This is a genomic window from Cysteiniphilum marinum, assembly GCF_014857925.1.
Lineage (GTDB): Bacteria > Pseudomonadota > Gammaproteobacteria > Francisellales > Francisellaceae > Caedibacter > Caedibacter marinus.
In genome coordinates this window covers 41897-59326 of sequence record NZ_JACYVZ010000007.1, presented here as the reverse complement: position 1 = coordinate 59326, position 17430 = coordinate 41897, and the positions used below count along the sequence as shown (strand labels likewise).

Below are 17430 nucleotides of genomic sequence, written 5' to 3'. Positions count from 1 at the left end.
TTACTTAGATTAAAGGAGTAGGGTGCTATGCGATTATTTAGTCTTATATTAATATGCTTATGTCAGGGTGCGTGGGCGATGGATAACTTTCCATTCCCATCAAGTAAGTATGATATTAACATCACTGTAGTGACAGATGAGCAACAGCCATCAGAAAGTCTACCTAATATTGCAATATTTCCAAATCAAATTATCAAGCCTGATAGCGATAGTTGGACAGCTATGCGTAAAGATAGTTTCAGTGCTATTGTTGATAAGAATGCTAAAAGCTTTACTAGACAGATGCCTTTTGGGCAATATGCACATGATTATGAAGGAGATTATGTGTATGTTGGAGTGAGTAATGGCTATAGCTATTATCTTTGTCAAGGTATCAATTCATCTGCTCCATTAGCTTTGCAATTGCAGAATAAAAAGCATTATGTCGTTAAGCTGACAAATGTAAGTAAACGTCAACCTTATGATAACTATTATAAGTGCTCTGTTGTTAGTGAATAGTTAGGTGAGAAGTGCTAAAAGCACATTAGCAAGTAATGTATTATAGATAACAACCAGATAAAAAATAAAGCTTGTAAAGATCAGGATATCACGCTTGCCAATATGTCTGGACAAATCAATTGTCAGCATCAAGTAAGCCACAACGGATGCGATAAAAAAATATTCATAGTAAGCACTGATTAGTAGTGTTATAAGCAGTATCAAATGGGGCTTAATCGAAAGTTTGCGATAAACCACCAAATACATAATTACGCAGCCAATTAGATAACTTATGGCTTGTACCCATTCTAGTGGTGATAAGGTTGTGACACATACTGAAAGCAAGGTAATAATGATTAGGATTGCTGTATGGCTTAGAAAAGTGACTGATGCCTTACGATCGGCTAAAAGCAAATAAGCCATCACAGTGATTGGTCGACACTTTTTATGTTGCCACTTGCTAGAAAGTAGGTTGGCTATGAGAACAAGAATTAAGGCAGGAACAGCTATATATAAGATAAAAATATACATATCGATATATAAAAATAAGAAATCACAGACAACGAAATAAACAACAAAAAATAGCGCATAAGCTGTGCGCTGAAGTGTATTAATCATCGCAAGTGGCAAAGCAAAAACCAATCCTCCATTAAATAGCATGGCAAGATATAAAACACTATGATGTGGGTAGTGATCATAAACAACAGCGTAAAATAGCATTGAAATAAGACCTGCAAAAAGCATAATGTTTTGCATCATTTGGGTATTTTGGCGCATAAACCCATAAGTGCTAGGCAGAAGAATGATCCACGGCAGCGCAAATAAAATGCCTTCAGTGCGATTAAAAAAATCATCTAGTTGTAAGGTGATCGCATATTTATCATCAATAAGGCTCAGGTTGATAAAATAAACGGCAATTAAAAGTAGGTAGATTAAGAAATAACGGTGAAAAAATTGTCTATCCTTCATCCTAATATCCTAGTGATTTAGCGCAAAACCAATTGAATGAACGGTTTCAATCATCTCTTTGCCAAGAATTTTTCTTAGTTGCGAAATATGTACGTCGATACGTCGATCAAAACTATCAAAAGGTTCGTCATAACATTTCTTATGAATAAGCTTCTTCTCAACAACACCACTGTGTTGCAAGAGCATTAATAGTATTTGCGTTTTGACCTTTTTAATATAAACCTTTTCACCGCTTTTATGTTCAAGTAAATATTGCTGAGGATAAAAACACCAGTCTTCTAAGTCATATGCACTTGATGCTTCGGGTGCTTGATCTACCTTGTGCATCTGATTGTAACGGCGAATATTTGCACTAATGCGCGCTTCAAGTTCCTCTAGTGAAAAGGGCTTTGTGACATAATCATCTGCGCCAATGTTTAATGAGTAAGACTTTTGCGTGGTATCGCTAATCGCTGAAACCATAATAATTGGCATATCATAGACTTGGCGTATTTTTTGGCAAAGTTGAATGCCATTGTCGCTACCCAGATTAATATCAAGTAACAGACAATCAAAGGGCGTTTCCTCAACGGCAGCTAATGCGTCAATGGAGCCTGATTTTATGACGACTTCATAATTCATCCGCTCAAGATAGCGTGCAATCATTTGCGCCAGTGAGTCGTCGTCTTCAACAATTAAAATACGTTCCATCTGTGATTAATCCATGTTATTGCAATGTTCTAAGTTATAGTGGAGTTTGGAAGATATTTCAAATGGGTTTAAGCTCAAAATAAAAGCTTTTGCCATGATGAGTTTTTGCAAATTGAAGTTCACTTTGATGCTCAGCCAATATTTTGGCTACTGAATAGAGTCCGATACCATGACCATTTTTTGAATGATGCCAAAAAAGCTGCTTCATCGCATTTAAATCTAGATTTTGCTGTATGACGCCATCATCTGCTATGGTAATACGAACGTGTTGCTCAGTGATCTCAACCGATAAGTGAATATTGGTATTAGCATACTCAATGGCATTGTTTAGCAGGTTATATAGCACGCGCTTTAGCTTAAAAGGCTTGATCATGACATAGATTTTTTGATTGATATTAAGTGCTAAGTTTAGAGTAAGCTCTTTGTTATCTTGTATAAGCATGCGCTTATAATCTATAAATAATTGTTCGATAAAGCATCTTATTTCAATCGGTTCTTTTTGCTCAGTGAGTAGTTGATTTTCTTTAAGCTTTGCTAAGGAATGTCCTGTGATCACTTTTATCTCGTTGATATCTTCTTTGACAGCGTTATAAGCAGCGTTGTAATCAAGCTCAAGTTTAAATGATAGTCGTGTGTAAGGTGTTCGTAAGTCATGCAGCATCGTTAGCATATCACTTTTTTGACGCCTTAATACATCCTTGACCAATTGGTTTAACTTAAGATGCTGTTTGAAGAAATAGCCTTGTTTGAGCGTTGTCTCATAATCGCTATAACCTAAAATCACCTTACGTGTTTCACGGATAAATCGTGTGATTTTGAAGTAAATATAGTAAGCAATCACAAAGATAAGAAATAAGCTTAAAATCGCCAAGGTAATACTTGCGTAGATGTAATAGTACTCGGCAAGATCAAGTGCAGCTGTTTTGTCTTTTTGCTCTGCTAGGTGCTGGCTAAGGCGAAACAACATGATAATTGTGAGAAATGATACAAGATACTCAGGCTTTATTACTTTCTTAAGTAGTTTATGGTATTGCGTATTGGTTGTTTGCATGATATTTATCACCTAAATCAGTCGCTACGATATTTGATATAGATTCAAATATAGCTGAATTTATATATTTGTGGGGCATCTGATGGATGTGTTATGACAAAATGACTTTTGATATTTTTAAAACTTGTTCAAGGTGAGCTTTGGGGCATGATTCTATCTTCTCTGCATTTCGTGAGTTGAAGTCCATTGATCGTATTTGAAAGGTTATTACACTACCTTTGGTTTTGCACTTATTAGGGAGTATAACTTCAAATTTATTTTCACGTTGAGTACTTGTTATTGGGGCAACAAAGGCAAACCCAGTATGTTCATTGAAAACGGCTTTTGTAAGCACTAGAGCTGGTCTACGCTTTATTATTTCGCGCCCAGCGCTTGGATCAAAGTCAAGCCAGATAATGTCGCCTTGATTTGGAATATATTTTTTCAAAGCTCTTTTCCTTTAGGTTTGTCGTGCATCCACTCGCTATCTTCATCTAAAAGTTTAAAACTTGATTTTGGACTATCAGCAAGCATTTGTTCTAAGCTTAATTCTTCTATTCTTGGCGTTAAAATTATTTTACTATCTTCAATATGAATATCTAACTTATCTCCGGTATGAAGGTTGAGTATTTGAAGTATCTTTTTGGGAATGCTTACGATATTAGCCCCGCCTGATTGTCTGAGTGATAGTGATGACATTTATATGCTCCTAGTTTTTGCGTTATATAAAAGTATAACATGAGAAGATGAAAAATGTAGTCATTAATCTTCTTTATTAAGCATGGATGATTATTGTCATGGAGCTTGCATCACGCTGTACAAAAGCAGCTAATTGGGCTAATATGAGCGCCGAAATAAGCCTCAATAGACAGAAAAAACAGTAAAGAAGGAGCTATCCTCATGACGGATTTAAAACGTTCAACAAAGGTTTTGATTGACGCTAAAGGTCAACAATATACCGCCTATAGTTTGCAAAAGTTAGCGGCTGAAACCGGCAAAGATATTACGCGTTTGCCGTATTCTATTCGTGTATTGGTTGAGAACCAATTGCGTAATATTGATGACTACAAAGTCAAAGTGTCTGATGTTGAGAACGTGCTTAACTGGGATGCTAAAGCTCAGGTGCGCCCTGAGATTCCACATATGCCAGCGCGTGTGGTAATGCAAGATTTTACAGGAGTCCCCGCGGTTGTTGATTTGGCTGCTATGCGCCAAGCAATTAAAGATGCAGGAGGCGATCCACAAAAAATTAATCCATTAGTTGATACAGCAATGGTTATTGATCATTCGGTACAAGTAGATTATTACGGCACGAAAGATGCGCTTGAGAAAAACGTCGCTAAAGAATTTGAGCGCAATGGCGAGCGTTATTCACTATTGAAATGGGGACAAAAAGCATTTGATGATTTCGTTGTTGTGCCACCGGGTATGGGAATTATTCATCAGGTGAACTTAGAGTACTTAGCAAAAGGCATTTTGGTTAAAGATCAAAATGGCGAGAAAGTCGCCTATCCTGATACACTTGTCGGTACAGATTCACATACAACCATGATTAATGGCGTTGGTGTAATGGGCTGGGGTGTTGGCGGTATTGAAGCTGAAGCGGTTATGCTTGGTCAGCCATATTATATGGTGTTACCTGATGTTGTTGGTGTCAAACTAACAGGTGAATTGCGTGAGGGCGTTACAGCCACTGATTTGGTATTAACAATTACTGAACTGCTTCGTAAGCATGGGGTGGTTGGTAAGTTTGTTGAATACTTTGGTGAGGGTTTAAATCACTTATCCCTTCCAGATCGTGCAACCATTGCCAACATGGCGCCAGAGTATGGTGCAACTATGGGCTTCTTCCCAGTAGATGATGTAACTTTAGCTTTCTTTAAAAACAGTAATCGTGATGAGTATGTTGATCTAGCGAAGAAAGTTTATGAGGAGCAATATTTATTCCGTCATAACCCAGCAGAAGAGCCCGAGTACACAGCAGTAATTGAGCTTGATATGTCAACAGTAGATTCGACATTAGCAGGTCCTAAGCGTCCACAAGACCGTGTGCCTATGCATGATTTAAAAGCAAGCTTCAAAAAATGTTTAACACATGAAGCAGGTTTGCATGGCTTCGGACTGACAGAAGAGCAAACCAAAACTGCAGTTAAAATTGAAGGTATGGACTGTGAATTAAAGCATGGAGATGTCGCAATTGCTGCAATTACTTCATGTACAAACACATCTAACCCATCCGTTTTATTAGGTGCTGGCTTATTAGCGAAAAAGGCAGTTGAAAAAGGTTTAACCGTTAAGCCATATGTTAAAACATCATTAGCCCCTGGCTCGCAAGTTGTGACGCAATACCTTGAGAAATCAGGTTTATTAAAGTATTTAGAACAACTGAAGTTTGATGTTGTTGGATATGGTTGTACCACATGTATTGGTAATTCAGGTCCATTGGATCAACCAATTATTGATGCGATCAACAAAGGTGATTTAGTCGTTGCATCGGTTGGCTCAGGAAATCGCAACTTTGAAGGGCGTATTAACCCTGATGTGAAAGCAAATTACCTAGCATCTCCTATCCATGTCGTGGCGTATGCAATTGCTGGAACGGTTGATTTTGATCCAGAGAATGACCCAATTGGTAAAGACCAGCATGGGCAAGATGTCTATTTGAAAGACATATGGCCAAGTTGTCATGATATTGCTGAATTACAATCTCGAGTGATTAATGCTGAGATGTTTGAGAAATCCTATGCAACTGTTTTAGATGGTACAAAAGACTGGCAGAAACTATCAGCGCCTACGGGTGAGCTATATCAGTTTGATGAGAAATCAACGTATATTCAATGTCCTAATTTCTTTGAGAACTTTGCAGATTCTGGCAAAGACTCTTTAGATATCGTTGGCGCACGTACATTATTGATGCTAGGTGACTCAGTAACAACAGATCATATCTCTCCTGCGGGCTCTATCCCAGAGGAGTATCCGGCAGGACAATATTTGAAAGCGCATGGCGTTGAGAAAAAAGACTTTAACTCGTATGGTTCACGTCGTGGTAATCATGAAGTGATGATGCGTGGTACCTTTGCTAATATCCGTATTCGCAATTTATTAGCCCCTGGCACAGAGGGAGGTGTCACCAAATATCATCCAGATGGTTCAATTGAATATGTGTTTGATGCGGCGATGAAGTATAAAGCATCAAATACACCATTAGTTGTATTGGCAGGCAAAGAATATGGCACGGGTTCATCACGTGACTGGGCAGCTAAAGGGACTTTCCTATTAGGTGTTAAAGCCGTGATTGCTGAGAGTTATGAGCGTATTCACCGCTCGAACTTGGTTGGTATGGGTGTGTTACCTTTGCAGTATGTTGATGGTCAGAATGCTAAATCTCTTGGCTTAGATGGCACAGAAACATTCAATATCAAAGGATTGGATAATGTGAGACCACGTGAGAATGTTATCGTTGAAGCAGTGCATACCAATGGACACAAAACCATCTTTGAAGCGTTGGCACGTCTAGATGCTGATGTCGATGTTGATTATTTGAAAAATGGTGGCATTTTGCAAACCGTTTTGAAAAATATGATGTCATAAACTGTTTAGAAAAAGGCGATTCGTTAGAGGGGGGTTTATAAGAGGGCAATTCGTTTTGGGCAATTCGTGTTGGACAATTCGTGAATTGTCCCTACATGTCGATATGCCAATTGTTCGTATATTTGTTATCACAAACATTTGATATAAAACCGATATGGGCAATGCATGAATCGCCAATACATGGGTTGGCCTGTATGTGTTATTGTAACCCTTTAATATAATGGATGATCGTAGGGGCGATTCATGAATCACCCAACATGAATCACCCAACACAAATTACCCAAAACAAATTACCTAACACAAATTACCTAACACAAATTATCCTCCATACAAATATCGTTCATATAAGGATTTGCAGCAGACAACAGTTGTCAAAATACCACCTGTCATGTACATTATCCCAGATTTTTAAATAGTATACCGTTTGATAATTATTTTACGTTCGGTGTGATAATATACCTCAACAGGAGAGAAATAATGAATAAGTTATTAGTAGCACTATCATCGCTATTGTTGTTAAGCTCAAACGCTTTTGCTGAAGGTGCAGCAGCTGGAGGCTCAGCAATGAGCTCAATTCTAATGTTGGTGGCATTTTTCGCCATTTTTTATTTCTTACTTATTCGTCCACAAATGAAGCGTAATAAAGAACAACGCAAGATGATCTCAGAGTTGGCTAAAGGTGATGAAGTCATGACAAATGGCGGCATTATCGGCAAGATCGCTAAGATTGGTGAGAACTATACTGAAATTGAAATTGCTGAAAACGTTATTATTAAAGTACAAAAAAGTGCGGTTTCTGGTGTTTTACCAAAAGGTGCTGTTAAAACCAATTAATTTTGACTACATTGCTATATGCCCATTGTAAATGATATTGCAATGAGTATATGACTAACTCAAACTAAGGTATTAGGATTATGCTTCATCCCAGACAAAAAGCTGCGGTTAATAAGTATCCTTTGTGGAAATATATTACTATTCTAGTAATTGCGATTTTGTCGATTATCTATGCGTTGCCCAATTTATTTGGTGAAACGCCGTCATTACAAATCTCTCCCAAAGATGGTACGGTGAACTCAGCCCTTGTAACGCAAATTAAAGACACATTAAATGAGCAAAAGATCGCGTATAAATCATTGCATCAAGAATCAAATACAGTGATTCAAGTGAGATTCTCAGATGCACAGGATCAAATTGCAGCACGTACAGCTTTGCAAAAAACCATTGGCAGTAACTATATTATTGCACTCAATATGGCAGGAAACACGCCTAATTGGTTATTAGCACTAGGTGCTGAGCCAATGAATCTAGGTTTGGATTTGCGAGGTGGGATGTATTTGGTGCTTGAAGCTGATACACAGTCTGCGATTAATGCACGCTTGGATAATACCTTAGAGAGTTTAGCAGAAGGCATTAAGAAATTGGGTGTGACACCTGAGTCACAACTAAAAGCATCGCAAAAACCTGAAATCACAAAAGCATTGCCAGTGCCTGCGACTTATAGCAGTATTGGTTATGTTGCGTTAACTTTTGCCAATAAGGCAGATCTAGACAAAGCAATTGCTTTTATTAAAACAGACTATAGTAAGACGCAAAACAATCAGTTAGTTTATAGTGCGTTGAAAGACAAAACATTGTTGGTGACTTTCAATGCGCAATTATTAACACAAATCAAGCAAGAAGCGATTTCGCAAGTAGTGACAGTAATGCGTAATCGTATTAACGCATTAGGTGTTGCCGAAGCTTCTGTTGCTGCCTCTGGTGATTCACGTGTGATTATTGAGCTGCCTGGTCTGCAAGATGCAGCGCGTGCTAAACAAATCTTAGGTGGCACATCAACCGCAAGCTTTTATATCGTGACACCTGTCACCGATCGTTTGAAAGTTGAAGAGCAGGGTATTAAAGTGTACCCATTAACTACCAATGGTCAGACATATTACTATCAATTAAATGGTAATTCAGTTGTCAGTGGTAGTGCGATTGTTAATGCCTCTCCTGGCGTGGATCATCAAAGTGGTCAACCAATCGTTGCCGTACAGTTAAGCTCGGACGCTGCAGGGCATTTCAGAGAAGTCACAGGCAAGCATGTCGGTGATCTAATGGGTGTAATGTTGGTTAACACGACCTATAAAAAAGAAATGGTTGACGGTAAAGAAGTCAATAAGATTGAAAAGACTGAAAAACTCGTTAACGCGGCGACGATTCAAACCGTATTAGGGGCTAATTTCCAAATCACGGGTCTTGATCAACGTGAAGCCAATAACTTAGCGTTAATGATTCGTTCAGGTGCATTGCAAGTGCCTGTACATATCGCACAAGAGCAACAAATTGGTCCAACGCTTGGTAAGCAAAATATCGAGCAAGGGATGTTATCTATTGTTGTCGCATTAATCCTTGTTGTATTGTTCATGGCAATTTATTATCACTTGTTTGGTATGATTGCCAACGTTGCACTCATCCTAAACTTAGTATTAATTGTTGCAATCATGTCAATTATTCCGGGTGCTACACTGACATTGCCAGGTATTGCCGGTATTGTGTTGAACTTAGGGATGTCAATTGATGGAAATGTCTTGGTGTTTGAGCGGATACGTGAAGAGCTGAGAAATGGTATGCCAGTGCAAAGTGCGATCTCGGCAGGTTATGAGCGTGCCTTTGGTACGATTGTTGACTCAAACGTCACAACTTTGATTGTGGCAATTATCCTCTTTGCGATCGGTACGGGTGCCGTTAAAGGCTTTGCGGTGACATTGATTATCGGTATTTTAACATCAATGTTTACAGCAGTAACTGTCTCGCGGGCGATGACGAACCTTGTGTATGGCTCACGTCGCAATCTTAAAAAATTATCAATCGGAATATAGGGGTGTCGCATGGAGTTTTTTAAACGTAAAACCAATATCGACTTTATGGGAATCCGTAAATGGACCGCGATTGTTTCGATCCTATTGATTGGTTTATCTATTGTATTTTTAGTTATTCGCGGCTTAAATATGGGCTTGGATTTCACCGGTGGTTATCAGATCCAAGTTAATTATGATAAAGCGCCATCAACCCAAGAGGTGGCAAAAGTATTGGCAGATGATGGCTTCCCTACTGCGCAAGTAACGACTTTTGGCTCAAGTGATAGCTTGATGATTAAGCTGCCGATTCAAAAAAATGAAAACAATCAGGCAGTGATTAATCAAGATGGGCAGTCAGCGCAACAACTGCTTAAAGTGAAAATTGAGAAAAGCTTAGGCTCTCAAGCACAAGTCACCAGTTTAAATTATATTGGTCCACAAGTGGGTAAAGAGCTTGCAACCAATGGCTTATTGGCGTTATTAGTAGCGATGATCTGTATCGTTGGCTATATTGCTTTTCGTTTTGAGATGAAGTTTGCAATAAGTGCAGGTATTGCGCTTATTCATGACCCGATTATTATTCTAGGTGTTTTTGCGGCATTCCAGTTAGAGTTTACCTTAACAACATTAGCTGCAGTGCTCGCGGTGATCGGTTATTCATTAAATGATACGGTAGTGATTTATGACCGTGTGCGTGAAAACTTCCGTAAGATGCGTAAGGCATCAGTGATTGAGGTGGTTAACCGCTCAGTCAATGATACCTTATCACGTACGATTATGACCTCAGGGTTAACTTTATTGGTCGTAGTTGTGCTGTATTTCTTCGGTGGTCCGTCATTGCATGAGTTCTCATTAGCCCTTATCTTAGGTGTGATTGTGGGTACCTATTCATCGATTTATGTTGCTGGTGTATTAGCGGTATTGTTTGGCTTAAAGCGCGAATCGCTATTGCCGCCACAACGTTTGGATGATGATCGCCCTTAGTTTCAGTCAAGGTACGACTCTGGAATAGTCTTTTTAAAATTTACTCAAATATTATTCTTTAATTTCGACTATAACTAAATATTCACTCATAAGTGCTCACCGTAGCCTGAGCGTAGGTCGAAGCAGCTTTGAGGGTTATTCAGTTTGTGATGATTTTGCATTTGATTTCTTGCGCGTGCGCTTAGCGCTACTGGATTTTTTCTTTTTGCTTTTTGACGGTTTGCTATCAACTAATTTTGTGGGTTCAACGGTACTGTTACGCGTAGGCTTTTTGCGTGTGCGCTTTTGTGTTGATGATGATTTTAGGCTTGAGGGTTTAATACGCGCGCGACGGCGTTTTGGTGTGCTGCCAGCTGCAAGCTCTTGGTGACTGCGACCTTTACCATTAACCGTTAATTCAAAATCAATCTGCATTTCATCTAAATTAACACGCACAAGTTGTACTTGAACCTTTTGTCCAATGCCAAAGGTTTTCTTTGTATGCTGACCGATTAAGCGATGCTGCACCTCGTCAAATACATAATAATCACCATGCATTGACGAGATATGCACTAACCCTTCAATATAGTTTTCAATGAGCTCAACATACATACCAAAGCCAGTAACATGAACGATTTTAGCATCAAATAGCTCACCAATACGATTGTGTAAGAAGTGACATTTGAGCCATTTTTCAACATCACTGGAGGCTGAGTCAGCATTGCGTTCTTGACTAGAGGCATGAGCACAAAGCTCATCTAATTGACTGCGCGTGTAGTGATACGCGCCAAGGTTTTTCTCACCAATAATCGATTTGATTGCGCGATGCGTTAATAGATCAGGATAGCGACGAATCGGTGAAGTGAAGTGACTGTAAGCCGGATAGGCTAAGCCAAAATGCCCATTATTATCCGGTGTGTAAAATGCCTGATTCATGCTTTTTAGTGTCATCAGTTGAATATTGGCAAAGTCATCGCGATCTTTGACAGAGCTTAGCATCTGACTGTAATCAGCAGGAGTGGCGCCTGACTTACTCGGTTTAAAGGCAATGCCAAGTGAATGTAGATAAGCCTTTAAGTCATCAATTTTGCCACTAGGTGGTGCGCCATGCACGCGAAAAGGGGCATGTGCTTTGTTTCTCTCAATAAAGCGTGCGGTGGCGACATTTGCTAACAGCATGCATTCTTCAATGAGTTTATGCGCATCATTACGTTGGCGTGGAATAATCGCTGAAATATGTTGATGCTCATTTAAAATAATTTGTGATTCAACGGTATCAAAATCAATTGCTCCGCGTTGTTTGCGTGCAGCTGCTAAGAGTTTATAAAGATCATATAAATCAAATAAGTGCGGAATAACCTCGGGTTGATCGTAATAGATGCTGTTGTCTTTATTGTTTAAAAGCTTGGATACTTCGGTATAGGTTAAGCGCGCTTTGGAGTTAATAACGCCTGAGTAAAACTTATAGCGTGAAAGTTTGGCATTGGGACTGATATTCATCTCGCAGATTAATGCTAAGCGATCTACTTTGGGCTTTAATGAACATAATTCATTGGAGAGCTGCTCAGGCAGCATTGGGATGACATAACCTGGGAAATACACAGAAGTTGACCTGGCTTGAGCCTCTTTATCAAGACTTGAGTCTGGGCGAACATAATACGAAACATCCGCAATCGCAACATAAAGTTTCCAACCACCCGTTGAGCTTTTGCGTGCGTAAACAGCATCATCAAAATCTTTGGCGTCTTCACCATCAATCGTGACAAACGGTAAATCACGTAGATCTGTGCGTGGCGATATTTCAGTATCGAGCACTTCATTGGGGAGTTTGCGCACTAGACGCGCGGTTTTGTTGCTCCAGTCCTCGATTAGATTATGCTTTTTGCTGGCAACTGAAATTGCCGTGAGAATCGGTGATTGCTCTTCAATAATTTCAACAAATTGCGCGACTGCTGAGCAAACCGTTGAGGGGAAGATAACGAGTTTTGCTTTGATTAGTGTGTCAGGCTCAAGCTCTTCTGACGGGGGTAAAAGTGCGATATATTTCGGCATAGTTTTGCTAATTGGTTGGATGAAATGGCTATCCAACTGTTGGCTATAGCGCCCAGTAATTTCGATGGTATTGCGCTCAATAATACTATCAATACGCGCTTCTAATCTATCTTTGCGATTAAGTCCCAAGATCATCGCACAGACTTTGTCACCGTTAAAGATTAAACGTGCTTGATGTTGTGGTAAAAATGCGCTGTGCATTCTATCTTCGGTAGTAATAATCGCATTGCCATCATTTTCAATGCGTACATAGCCGGTAATGATGCGACGTTTTTGTTTTAATGGTCTAAAATATTGACCATCTTGTTCAATCTGTTCATCGCGTACCATCGCACCCAAGCGATTCGCAAGGGCATCCAGTTGTCTGCTACGCTTTAGCCCCAAATTATCAGCAATCTTCTCAAAAACAGTCGGCTGTTTGAGGTCTTTTAAGTAGGTTAAAATGACCTCTCTACTTGGAATAGGGTCATCATATTTTTGTGCTTCTAAATCCTTATTCGGATCGTTATCAATCGTGTATTTCTTGCTCATTCTCGATGATGCCTTGTAAAAAAAGTTGTTTTTTCACAAGCTCGCCATCATTAAAGTGACCAAGTGCGACAAATCGATCTTGATCATAAATACGGGCGCGGCCAGTGAAATTGTTGGTTAGTTGCATCTTTCCTTTCAGATAAAATAAGTCCACTTTGTCATTAGGTATAGTAAAAATAGGTGTATCTGTAAATGCATATTCTGGATTAAGTAGCTTTTCATGGCATGAATCCAGTGTGAGTGTCTGCAGCGTCTCAAGCGATGATGTATCATTCATCGTCAATAGCCCGCATGCGGTTCGTGTTAATTTGATTAAATGTCCAGCGCAATTTAGCGCTTTGGCAATATCCATGCCAAGTGTGCGAATATAGGTGCCCTTGGAGCAGCGCACATCGATATCAATGGTGTGCTTTTCAGGATTGTAGTCAATCAATTCAAGTGCATATATGTTGATATTACGCGCTTTGCGCTCAATCTCGATACCTTGACGTGCCAACTCATACAAGGGCTTTCCTTGAAGCTTTAGCGCTGAATACATCGGTGGGACCTGACTTATCTCACCACGGAATTTATCCAATGCATTATGGATATTCTGAAGGGTGATTTCAGGGACTTGGTGCTGTTCAATAACATTACCTTCAGCGTCACCACTATCAGTGCTGATACCTAACTGAATCGTTGCTTGATAAGCCTTATCAGCATCTAAAAGATATTGTGATATACGTGTTGCTTGACCAAAGCAAATGGGTAACACGCCAGTTGCCATCGGGTCAAGGCTGCCCGTGTGACCTGCTTTTTGTGCGTTAAAAAGGCGCTTAACACGTTGTAGTGCTTGATTCGAGGATAGACCTTGTGGTTTATCAATCACGATAATGCCATTTAAGGCAATCCCTTTACGTTTACGTGCCATAGTTATTGATCTTGCTTATTTTGCTTGTTTTGCTGATCTTGTGCTTTAATCGCTTTTAAGGCTTCTTTGGCAGCGTTATGCTCTGCTTGTTTGCGTGATTTGCCTTTGGCGCGATAGCTGTGCTCAAGTGATCCTAGCGAAACCTCAACTGTAAAAGTTTGATCGTGATCCAAGCCTTCAGTGGCAATGATTGAGTAAATTGGATGTGTCTGAATCTCGGCTTGTAAATACTCTTGTAAGCGTGACTTGGGATCCTTGGTATGCTCTTCAACATTAAGTGTTGCTAAGACATCTTTAAACCAATGCAAAATACGTTCTTTAACAACAAGCATATCACTGTCGAGATAAATTGCGCCAATCAGTGCCTCAAAAGCGTCTTCTAACAAGCGCGCGCGTTTATGTCCGCCGGATTTAAGCTCGCCAACCCCAAAGGACATATATTCACCCAAGTCAAAATGCTTTGCCATATCGGTCAGTGTTTTACCACGCACAAGATACATGCGTAAGAGAGATAAACTACCCTCATCTTCATGTGGGAATTTCTGATAAAGCGCTTCGGCGATTACAAACCCAAGAATGGAATCGCCCAAGAACTCTAAACGTTCATTATGTTGTTTTTGTTTACTGCGATGAGTGAGCGCTTGAGTGATAAGCGCTTCATTATTGAAGTGGTAGCCAATGCTACGATATAAAGGGGTGTAATCAATGGTCATTATTTATAATACTCGTCCTATTTCGCTCCAACGTACAGAGCTGTTTAAACTATTCCAACTAAACCAGACAAAGCTTGCTTTACCAACAAGGTCTTTGTCAGGAACAAAGCCCCAATAGCGGCTATCTTCACTATTATCGCGATTGTCACCCATTACGAAATACATGCCTTTAGGCACAACAAGGTTGGTGAAGTTGGCTGATGGGGCGTTTGCCATATCATCAATTTGATGCGCAACTTTACCTAGATGCTCGGTGCAAATTGTGTTTGGACCATTGCCGTTATAGCTATTAACTTGGTTATCTAGGCAGTTGGTGTACTCAATGGCTTTGCCATTAACCGTAAGCTTTTTATCTTTATAAGAAATAACATCACCGGGCACGCCAATAACGCGCTTAATAAAATCAACCCCTGGATTGACAGGGAAGTGAAATACTGCGATATCACCGCGCTCAGGTTTGCCTGTTTCAATCCAGACATTGTTAGTAAGTGGGTTTCTGATGCCATAAGCCGTTTTATTCACCAAGATGAAGTTGCCTACAGGTAACGTTGGTGTCATTGAAGCTGATGGGATTAGAAAATTACCGATTAAAAAACCACGTAAGATAAAAACGATCAAGAACACACTAAACAGTGAGCGTGCATAATCAGCCAATAGAGGCGCTTTTAGCGCTTTGTTTTTTTGAATGAACTTGCGACGCTCTTTTTTCTTCATGCCTTTGAGCTCATCCATAACTGGTGCCAAACGTTTTGGTTCAAACTTAAATTTGTCAATGGCAGCAATAATGCCTGAGGCAATTGTCAGTACCAGTAGCCAAAAGCTAAAATCAATATTCATAGGTTTTTATTTCCTTTGTGCAATATACCGGCATTATTATACGGGTTAGCCCAAAAATCGCTATGCTTTTATTGCTAAACTCGTTTCTATCGCTGATTGGAAGTTTTAGAATGTGTAATCAAAATAATTATAGATTGATCAGGAATCACTTTTTATGTTTGTTGCCTTAAAAAAACCACAAAACCTAGTACAAGAAAATCTTTTTAGTTGCGATATTCCACTGCGGTTTTTAGATATGAATGCAGGACAGCATTTAAGTAATCATATTATTTTGGATTATTTCAATGAGGCGATTTCGATGTTTCTCGGTAAACATGATATGACATTTAGTGATGTCGATGGGTTGCATTTGGTCTTTGCAGCGGCAAATTTAAAATTCAAAAAGCCAGTGTTTTATCCAAATAGAATGAAGGTCATGCTACATGTTTTGTCTTTATCTAAATTGAAGCTCTGTTTTTATAATGAGCTTTATAATGAAGCAGGTGATCTATGCGCGCTTGGCGCTATCGAATGTGCTTTTGTCGCAGGAGATGGTGGCAGACCAGATCCTGTGCCTGAGAAATTGATTCAATGTATTATGAGATAGATATATCAAATAATGCGTAATATTGTGCAAACTATCAGCCAGTTGACTGCGATATATTTGAAGCTGTGCGCGCTCACGATTGACTAATTGCTGCTCTTTTAGTTTTTGTAGTCTTTGCGCAAAAAGTTTGGCTTTTCTAGCTACCCCATAAATGAAGTGACTTTGCTTGTCATATGTGCAAGGGATATGATTTTAGTAACATTATGGTTTGTGTCTGAAAATTAATAAAAATATTTTTCTATAGAGCTTGACAGTAAACATAAAGCTCACTAGAATGCGCTGAAGTTTTCGGCAGTATGTTGAAAATCAGTGAAAGTTTCCTAGTGTCCCCATCGTCTAGAGGCCTAGGACACCGCCCTTTCACGGCGGTAACAGGGGTTCGAATCCCCTTGGGGACGCCATAATTTAAAAGGTCGCGTAAGCGGCCTTTTTTATTTGTTTGGGTTTTAGAGTTGTGTGCGGAAAATTGAATTAAGCGTATCTTGGCCACAAGCAATCGGTAAAAAGGACTTATGATCGATTTCATTGAGTTTAATGGTTAAATCAATCATAACGAGATGTTGCATTTTTTGGAAATACGGATTGTTGTTAATTATTTTTTGAATGCTTTCAATAATATACTGATTGAATCGTGGGACGCTAATGACCACCTTAAGGAATGCTTTGGTTGTGCTTTTAAGTCCTTGTAGATAACAGGCATTCAAGTAACTGGTTTGATTGATATAATAGGGTTTCAATGTGTTCAGATATTGCTTAGATTGCACGCTGAAGCTTACACAATACTCTGATAACTCATATTGTAAACTAGTGACAAGTGTAGCGACTGACAAGCTATTGGTATCATGCTCGTAATAAAGCACTTGACCGTTTTGATAGCTACTGTCATAAATCTGATTAAACTCAGGATATAGACCATAAAAATAATTGTGAAGGAGTAAAGACGTCCCTTGATTAAGGGTGTTGATAATTTGTATTTGATCATTTTTATCCGCGAGACTGTAGTAATGTTGAAGACCCGCAAAAATAGTGAGTTTAGAGAGATTAATCATTACAAAGATATCATGATCACTGGCATAAACATCTTCAATTAGGTGATTGCTCGGTGTGATCGAGAAATTTGCCACAAAACAGACATGTTGTGCGCTAATATTATAGTAGTGGATTAACTCGAGTAGCTCGGCAATATTAACGAAGCGTTTGAGCCGGTGATAGCGATCAATAAATGCCTTAATCATAATCGA

At 39.3% G+C, this 17430-nt stretch carries 16 protein-coding genes and 1 tRNA gene; 7 read left to right on the top strand and 10 right to left on the bottom strand.

The features are described from left to right. The first annotated feature begins 27 nt into the window (after positions 1-27). The gene (locus tag IE867_RS05595) at positions 28-498 is read left to right on the top strand and encodes a hypothetical protein (protein ID WP_192483794.1); all 471 of its coding nucleotides are present in this window, start codon (positions 28-30) and stop codon (positions 496-498) included. On the opposite strand, the gene IE867_RS05590 is transcribed toward IE867_RS05595, so the two are convergent. The 5 genes from IE867_RS05590 to IE867_RS05570 all read right to left on the bottom strand — a co-directional run bounded on the left by IE867_RS05590 (position 499) and on the right by IE867_RS05570 (position 3865). Then, positions 499-1446 carry a hypothetical protein gene (locus IE867_RS05590; RefSeq protein ID WP_192483793.1) on the bottom strand — a complete coding sequence of 316 codons (948 nt, stop codon included), beginning with the start codon at positions 1444-1446 and terminating at the stop codon, positions 499-501. A gap of 9 nt (positions 1447-1455) precedes the next feature. Further along, a complete protein-coding gene (locus IE867_RS05585) occupies positions 1456-2136 on the bottom strand; it encodes a response regulator transcription factor (RefSeq protein ID WP_192483792.1) in 681 nt (226 codons plus the stop codon). 58 nt (positions 2137-2194) lie between these two features. Next, on the bottom strand, positions 2195-3187 hold the full coding sequence (locus IE867_RS05580) for a sensor histidine kinase (RefSeq protein ID WP_192483791.1): 993 nt from the start codon (positions 3185-3187) through the stop codon (positions 2195-2197). A 91-nt stretch (positions 3188-3278) separates the two neighbouring features. Then, positions 3279-3614: a type II toxin-antitoxin system PemK/MazF family toxin gene (locus IE867_RS05575; protein ID WP_192483790.1), complete on the bottom strand. Its 336-nt coding sequence runs from the start codon at positions 3612-3614 to the stop codon at positions 3279-3281. Next, positions 3611-3865 (bottom strand): AbrB/MazE/SpoVT family DNA-binding domain-containing protein, encoded by a 255-nt coding sequence (locus IE867_RS05570; RefSeq protein ID WP_192483789.1) that lies wholly within the window; start codon positions 3863-3865, stop codon positions 3611-3613. The genes IE867_RS05575 and IE867_RS05570 overlap by 4 nt, the downstream gene beginning before the upstream one ends. A gap of 201 nt (positions 3866-4066) precedes the next feature. Between IE867_RS05570 and acnA the strand changes: the two genes are divergently transcribed. From acnA to secF, 4 genes are all read left to right on the top strand, one after another. Continuing rightward, positions 4067-6757: an aconitate hydratase AcnA gene (acnA, locus tag IE867_RS05565; protein WP_192483788.1), complete on the top strand. Its 2691-nt coding sequence runs from the start codon at positions 4067-4069 to the stop codon at positions 6755-6757. Positions 6758-7234: 477 nt separating this feature from the next. Further along, on the top strand, positions 7235-7591 hold the full coding sequence (gene yajC, locus IE867_RS05560; protein ID WP_117003873.1) for a preprotein translocase subunit YajC: 357 nt from the start codon (positions 7235-7237) through the stop codon (positions 7589-7591). An 80-nt stretch (positions 7592-7671) separates the two neighbouring features. Beyond that, positions 7672-9618 (top strand): protein translocase subunit SecD, encoded by a 1947-nt coding sequence (gene secD, locus IE867_RS05555; protein WP_192483787.1) that lies wholly within the window; start codon positions 7672-7674, stop codon positions 9616-9618. Positions 9619-9627: 9 nt separating this feature from the next. After that, positions 9628-10581 carry a protein translocase subunit SecF gene (gene secF / locus IE867_RS05550; protein WP_192483786.1) on the top strand — a complete coding sequence of 318 codons (954 nt, stop codon included), beginning with the start codon at positions 9628-9630 and terminating at the stop codon, positions 10579-10581. A gap of 135 nt (positions 10582-10716) precedes the next feature. Here secF and rnr read toward each other — a convergent pair whose 3' ends face one another. The 4 genes from rnr to lepB are packed head-to-tail and all read right to left on the bottom strand — an operon-like array spanning position 10717 to position 15603. Beyond that, on the bottom strand, positions 10717-13143 hold the full coding sequence (rnr, locus tag IE867_RS05545) for a ribonuclease R (RefSeq protein ID WP_192483785.1): 2427 nt from the start codon (positions 13141-13143) through the stop codon (positions 10717-10719). Further along, on the bottom strand, positions 13121-14053 hold the full coding sequence (truB, locus tag IE867_RS05540) for a tRNA pseudouridine(55) synthase TruB (protein ID WP_192483784.1): 933 nt from the start codon (positions 14051-14053) through the stop codon (positions 13121-13123). The genes rnr and truB overlap by 23 nt, the downstream gene beginning before the upstream one ends. Before the next feature lie 2 nt (positions 14054-14055). Beyond that, positions 14056-14766 carry a ribonuclease III gene (gene rnc, locus IE867_RS05535; RefSeq protein WP_192483783.1) on the bottom strand — a complete coding sequence of 237 codons (711 nt, stop codon included), beginning with the start codon at positions 14764-14766 and terminating at the stop codon, positions 14056-14058. A gap of 3 nt (positions 14767-14769) precedes the next feature. Then, entirely contained in the window at positions 14770-15603 is an 834-nt protein-coding gene (gene lepB / locus IE867_RS05530; RefSeq protein ID WP_192483782.1) for a signal peptidase I, read from the bottom strand. A 154-nt stretch (positions 15604-15757) separates the two neighbouring features. On the opposite strand from lepB, the gene IE867_RS05525 reads away from it, so the two are divergent. Next, positions 15758-16189 carry an acyl-CoA thioesterase gene (locus IE867_RS05525; RefSeq protein WP_192483781.1) on the top strand — a complete coding sequence of 144 codons (432 nt, stop codon included), beginning with the start codon at positions 15758-15760 and terminating at the stop codon, positions 16187-16189. A 325-nt stretch (positions 16190-16514) separates the two neighbouring features. Beyond that, a tRNA-Glu gene (locus IE867_RS05520) sits at positions 16515-16590 on the top strand. A gap of 45 nt (positions 16591-16635) precedes the next feature. On the opposite strand, the gene iglJ is transcribed toward IE867_RS05520, so the two are convergent. Next, the gene (iglJ, locus tag IE867_RS05515; RefSeq protein WP_192483780.1) at positions 16636-17424 is read right to left on the bottom strand and encodes a type VI secretion system baseplate protein IglJ; all 789 of its coding nucleotides are present in this window, start codon (positions 17422-17424) and stop codon (positions 16636-16638) included. Positions 17425-17430 lie beyond the last annotated feature (6 nt).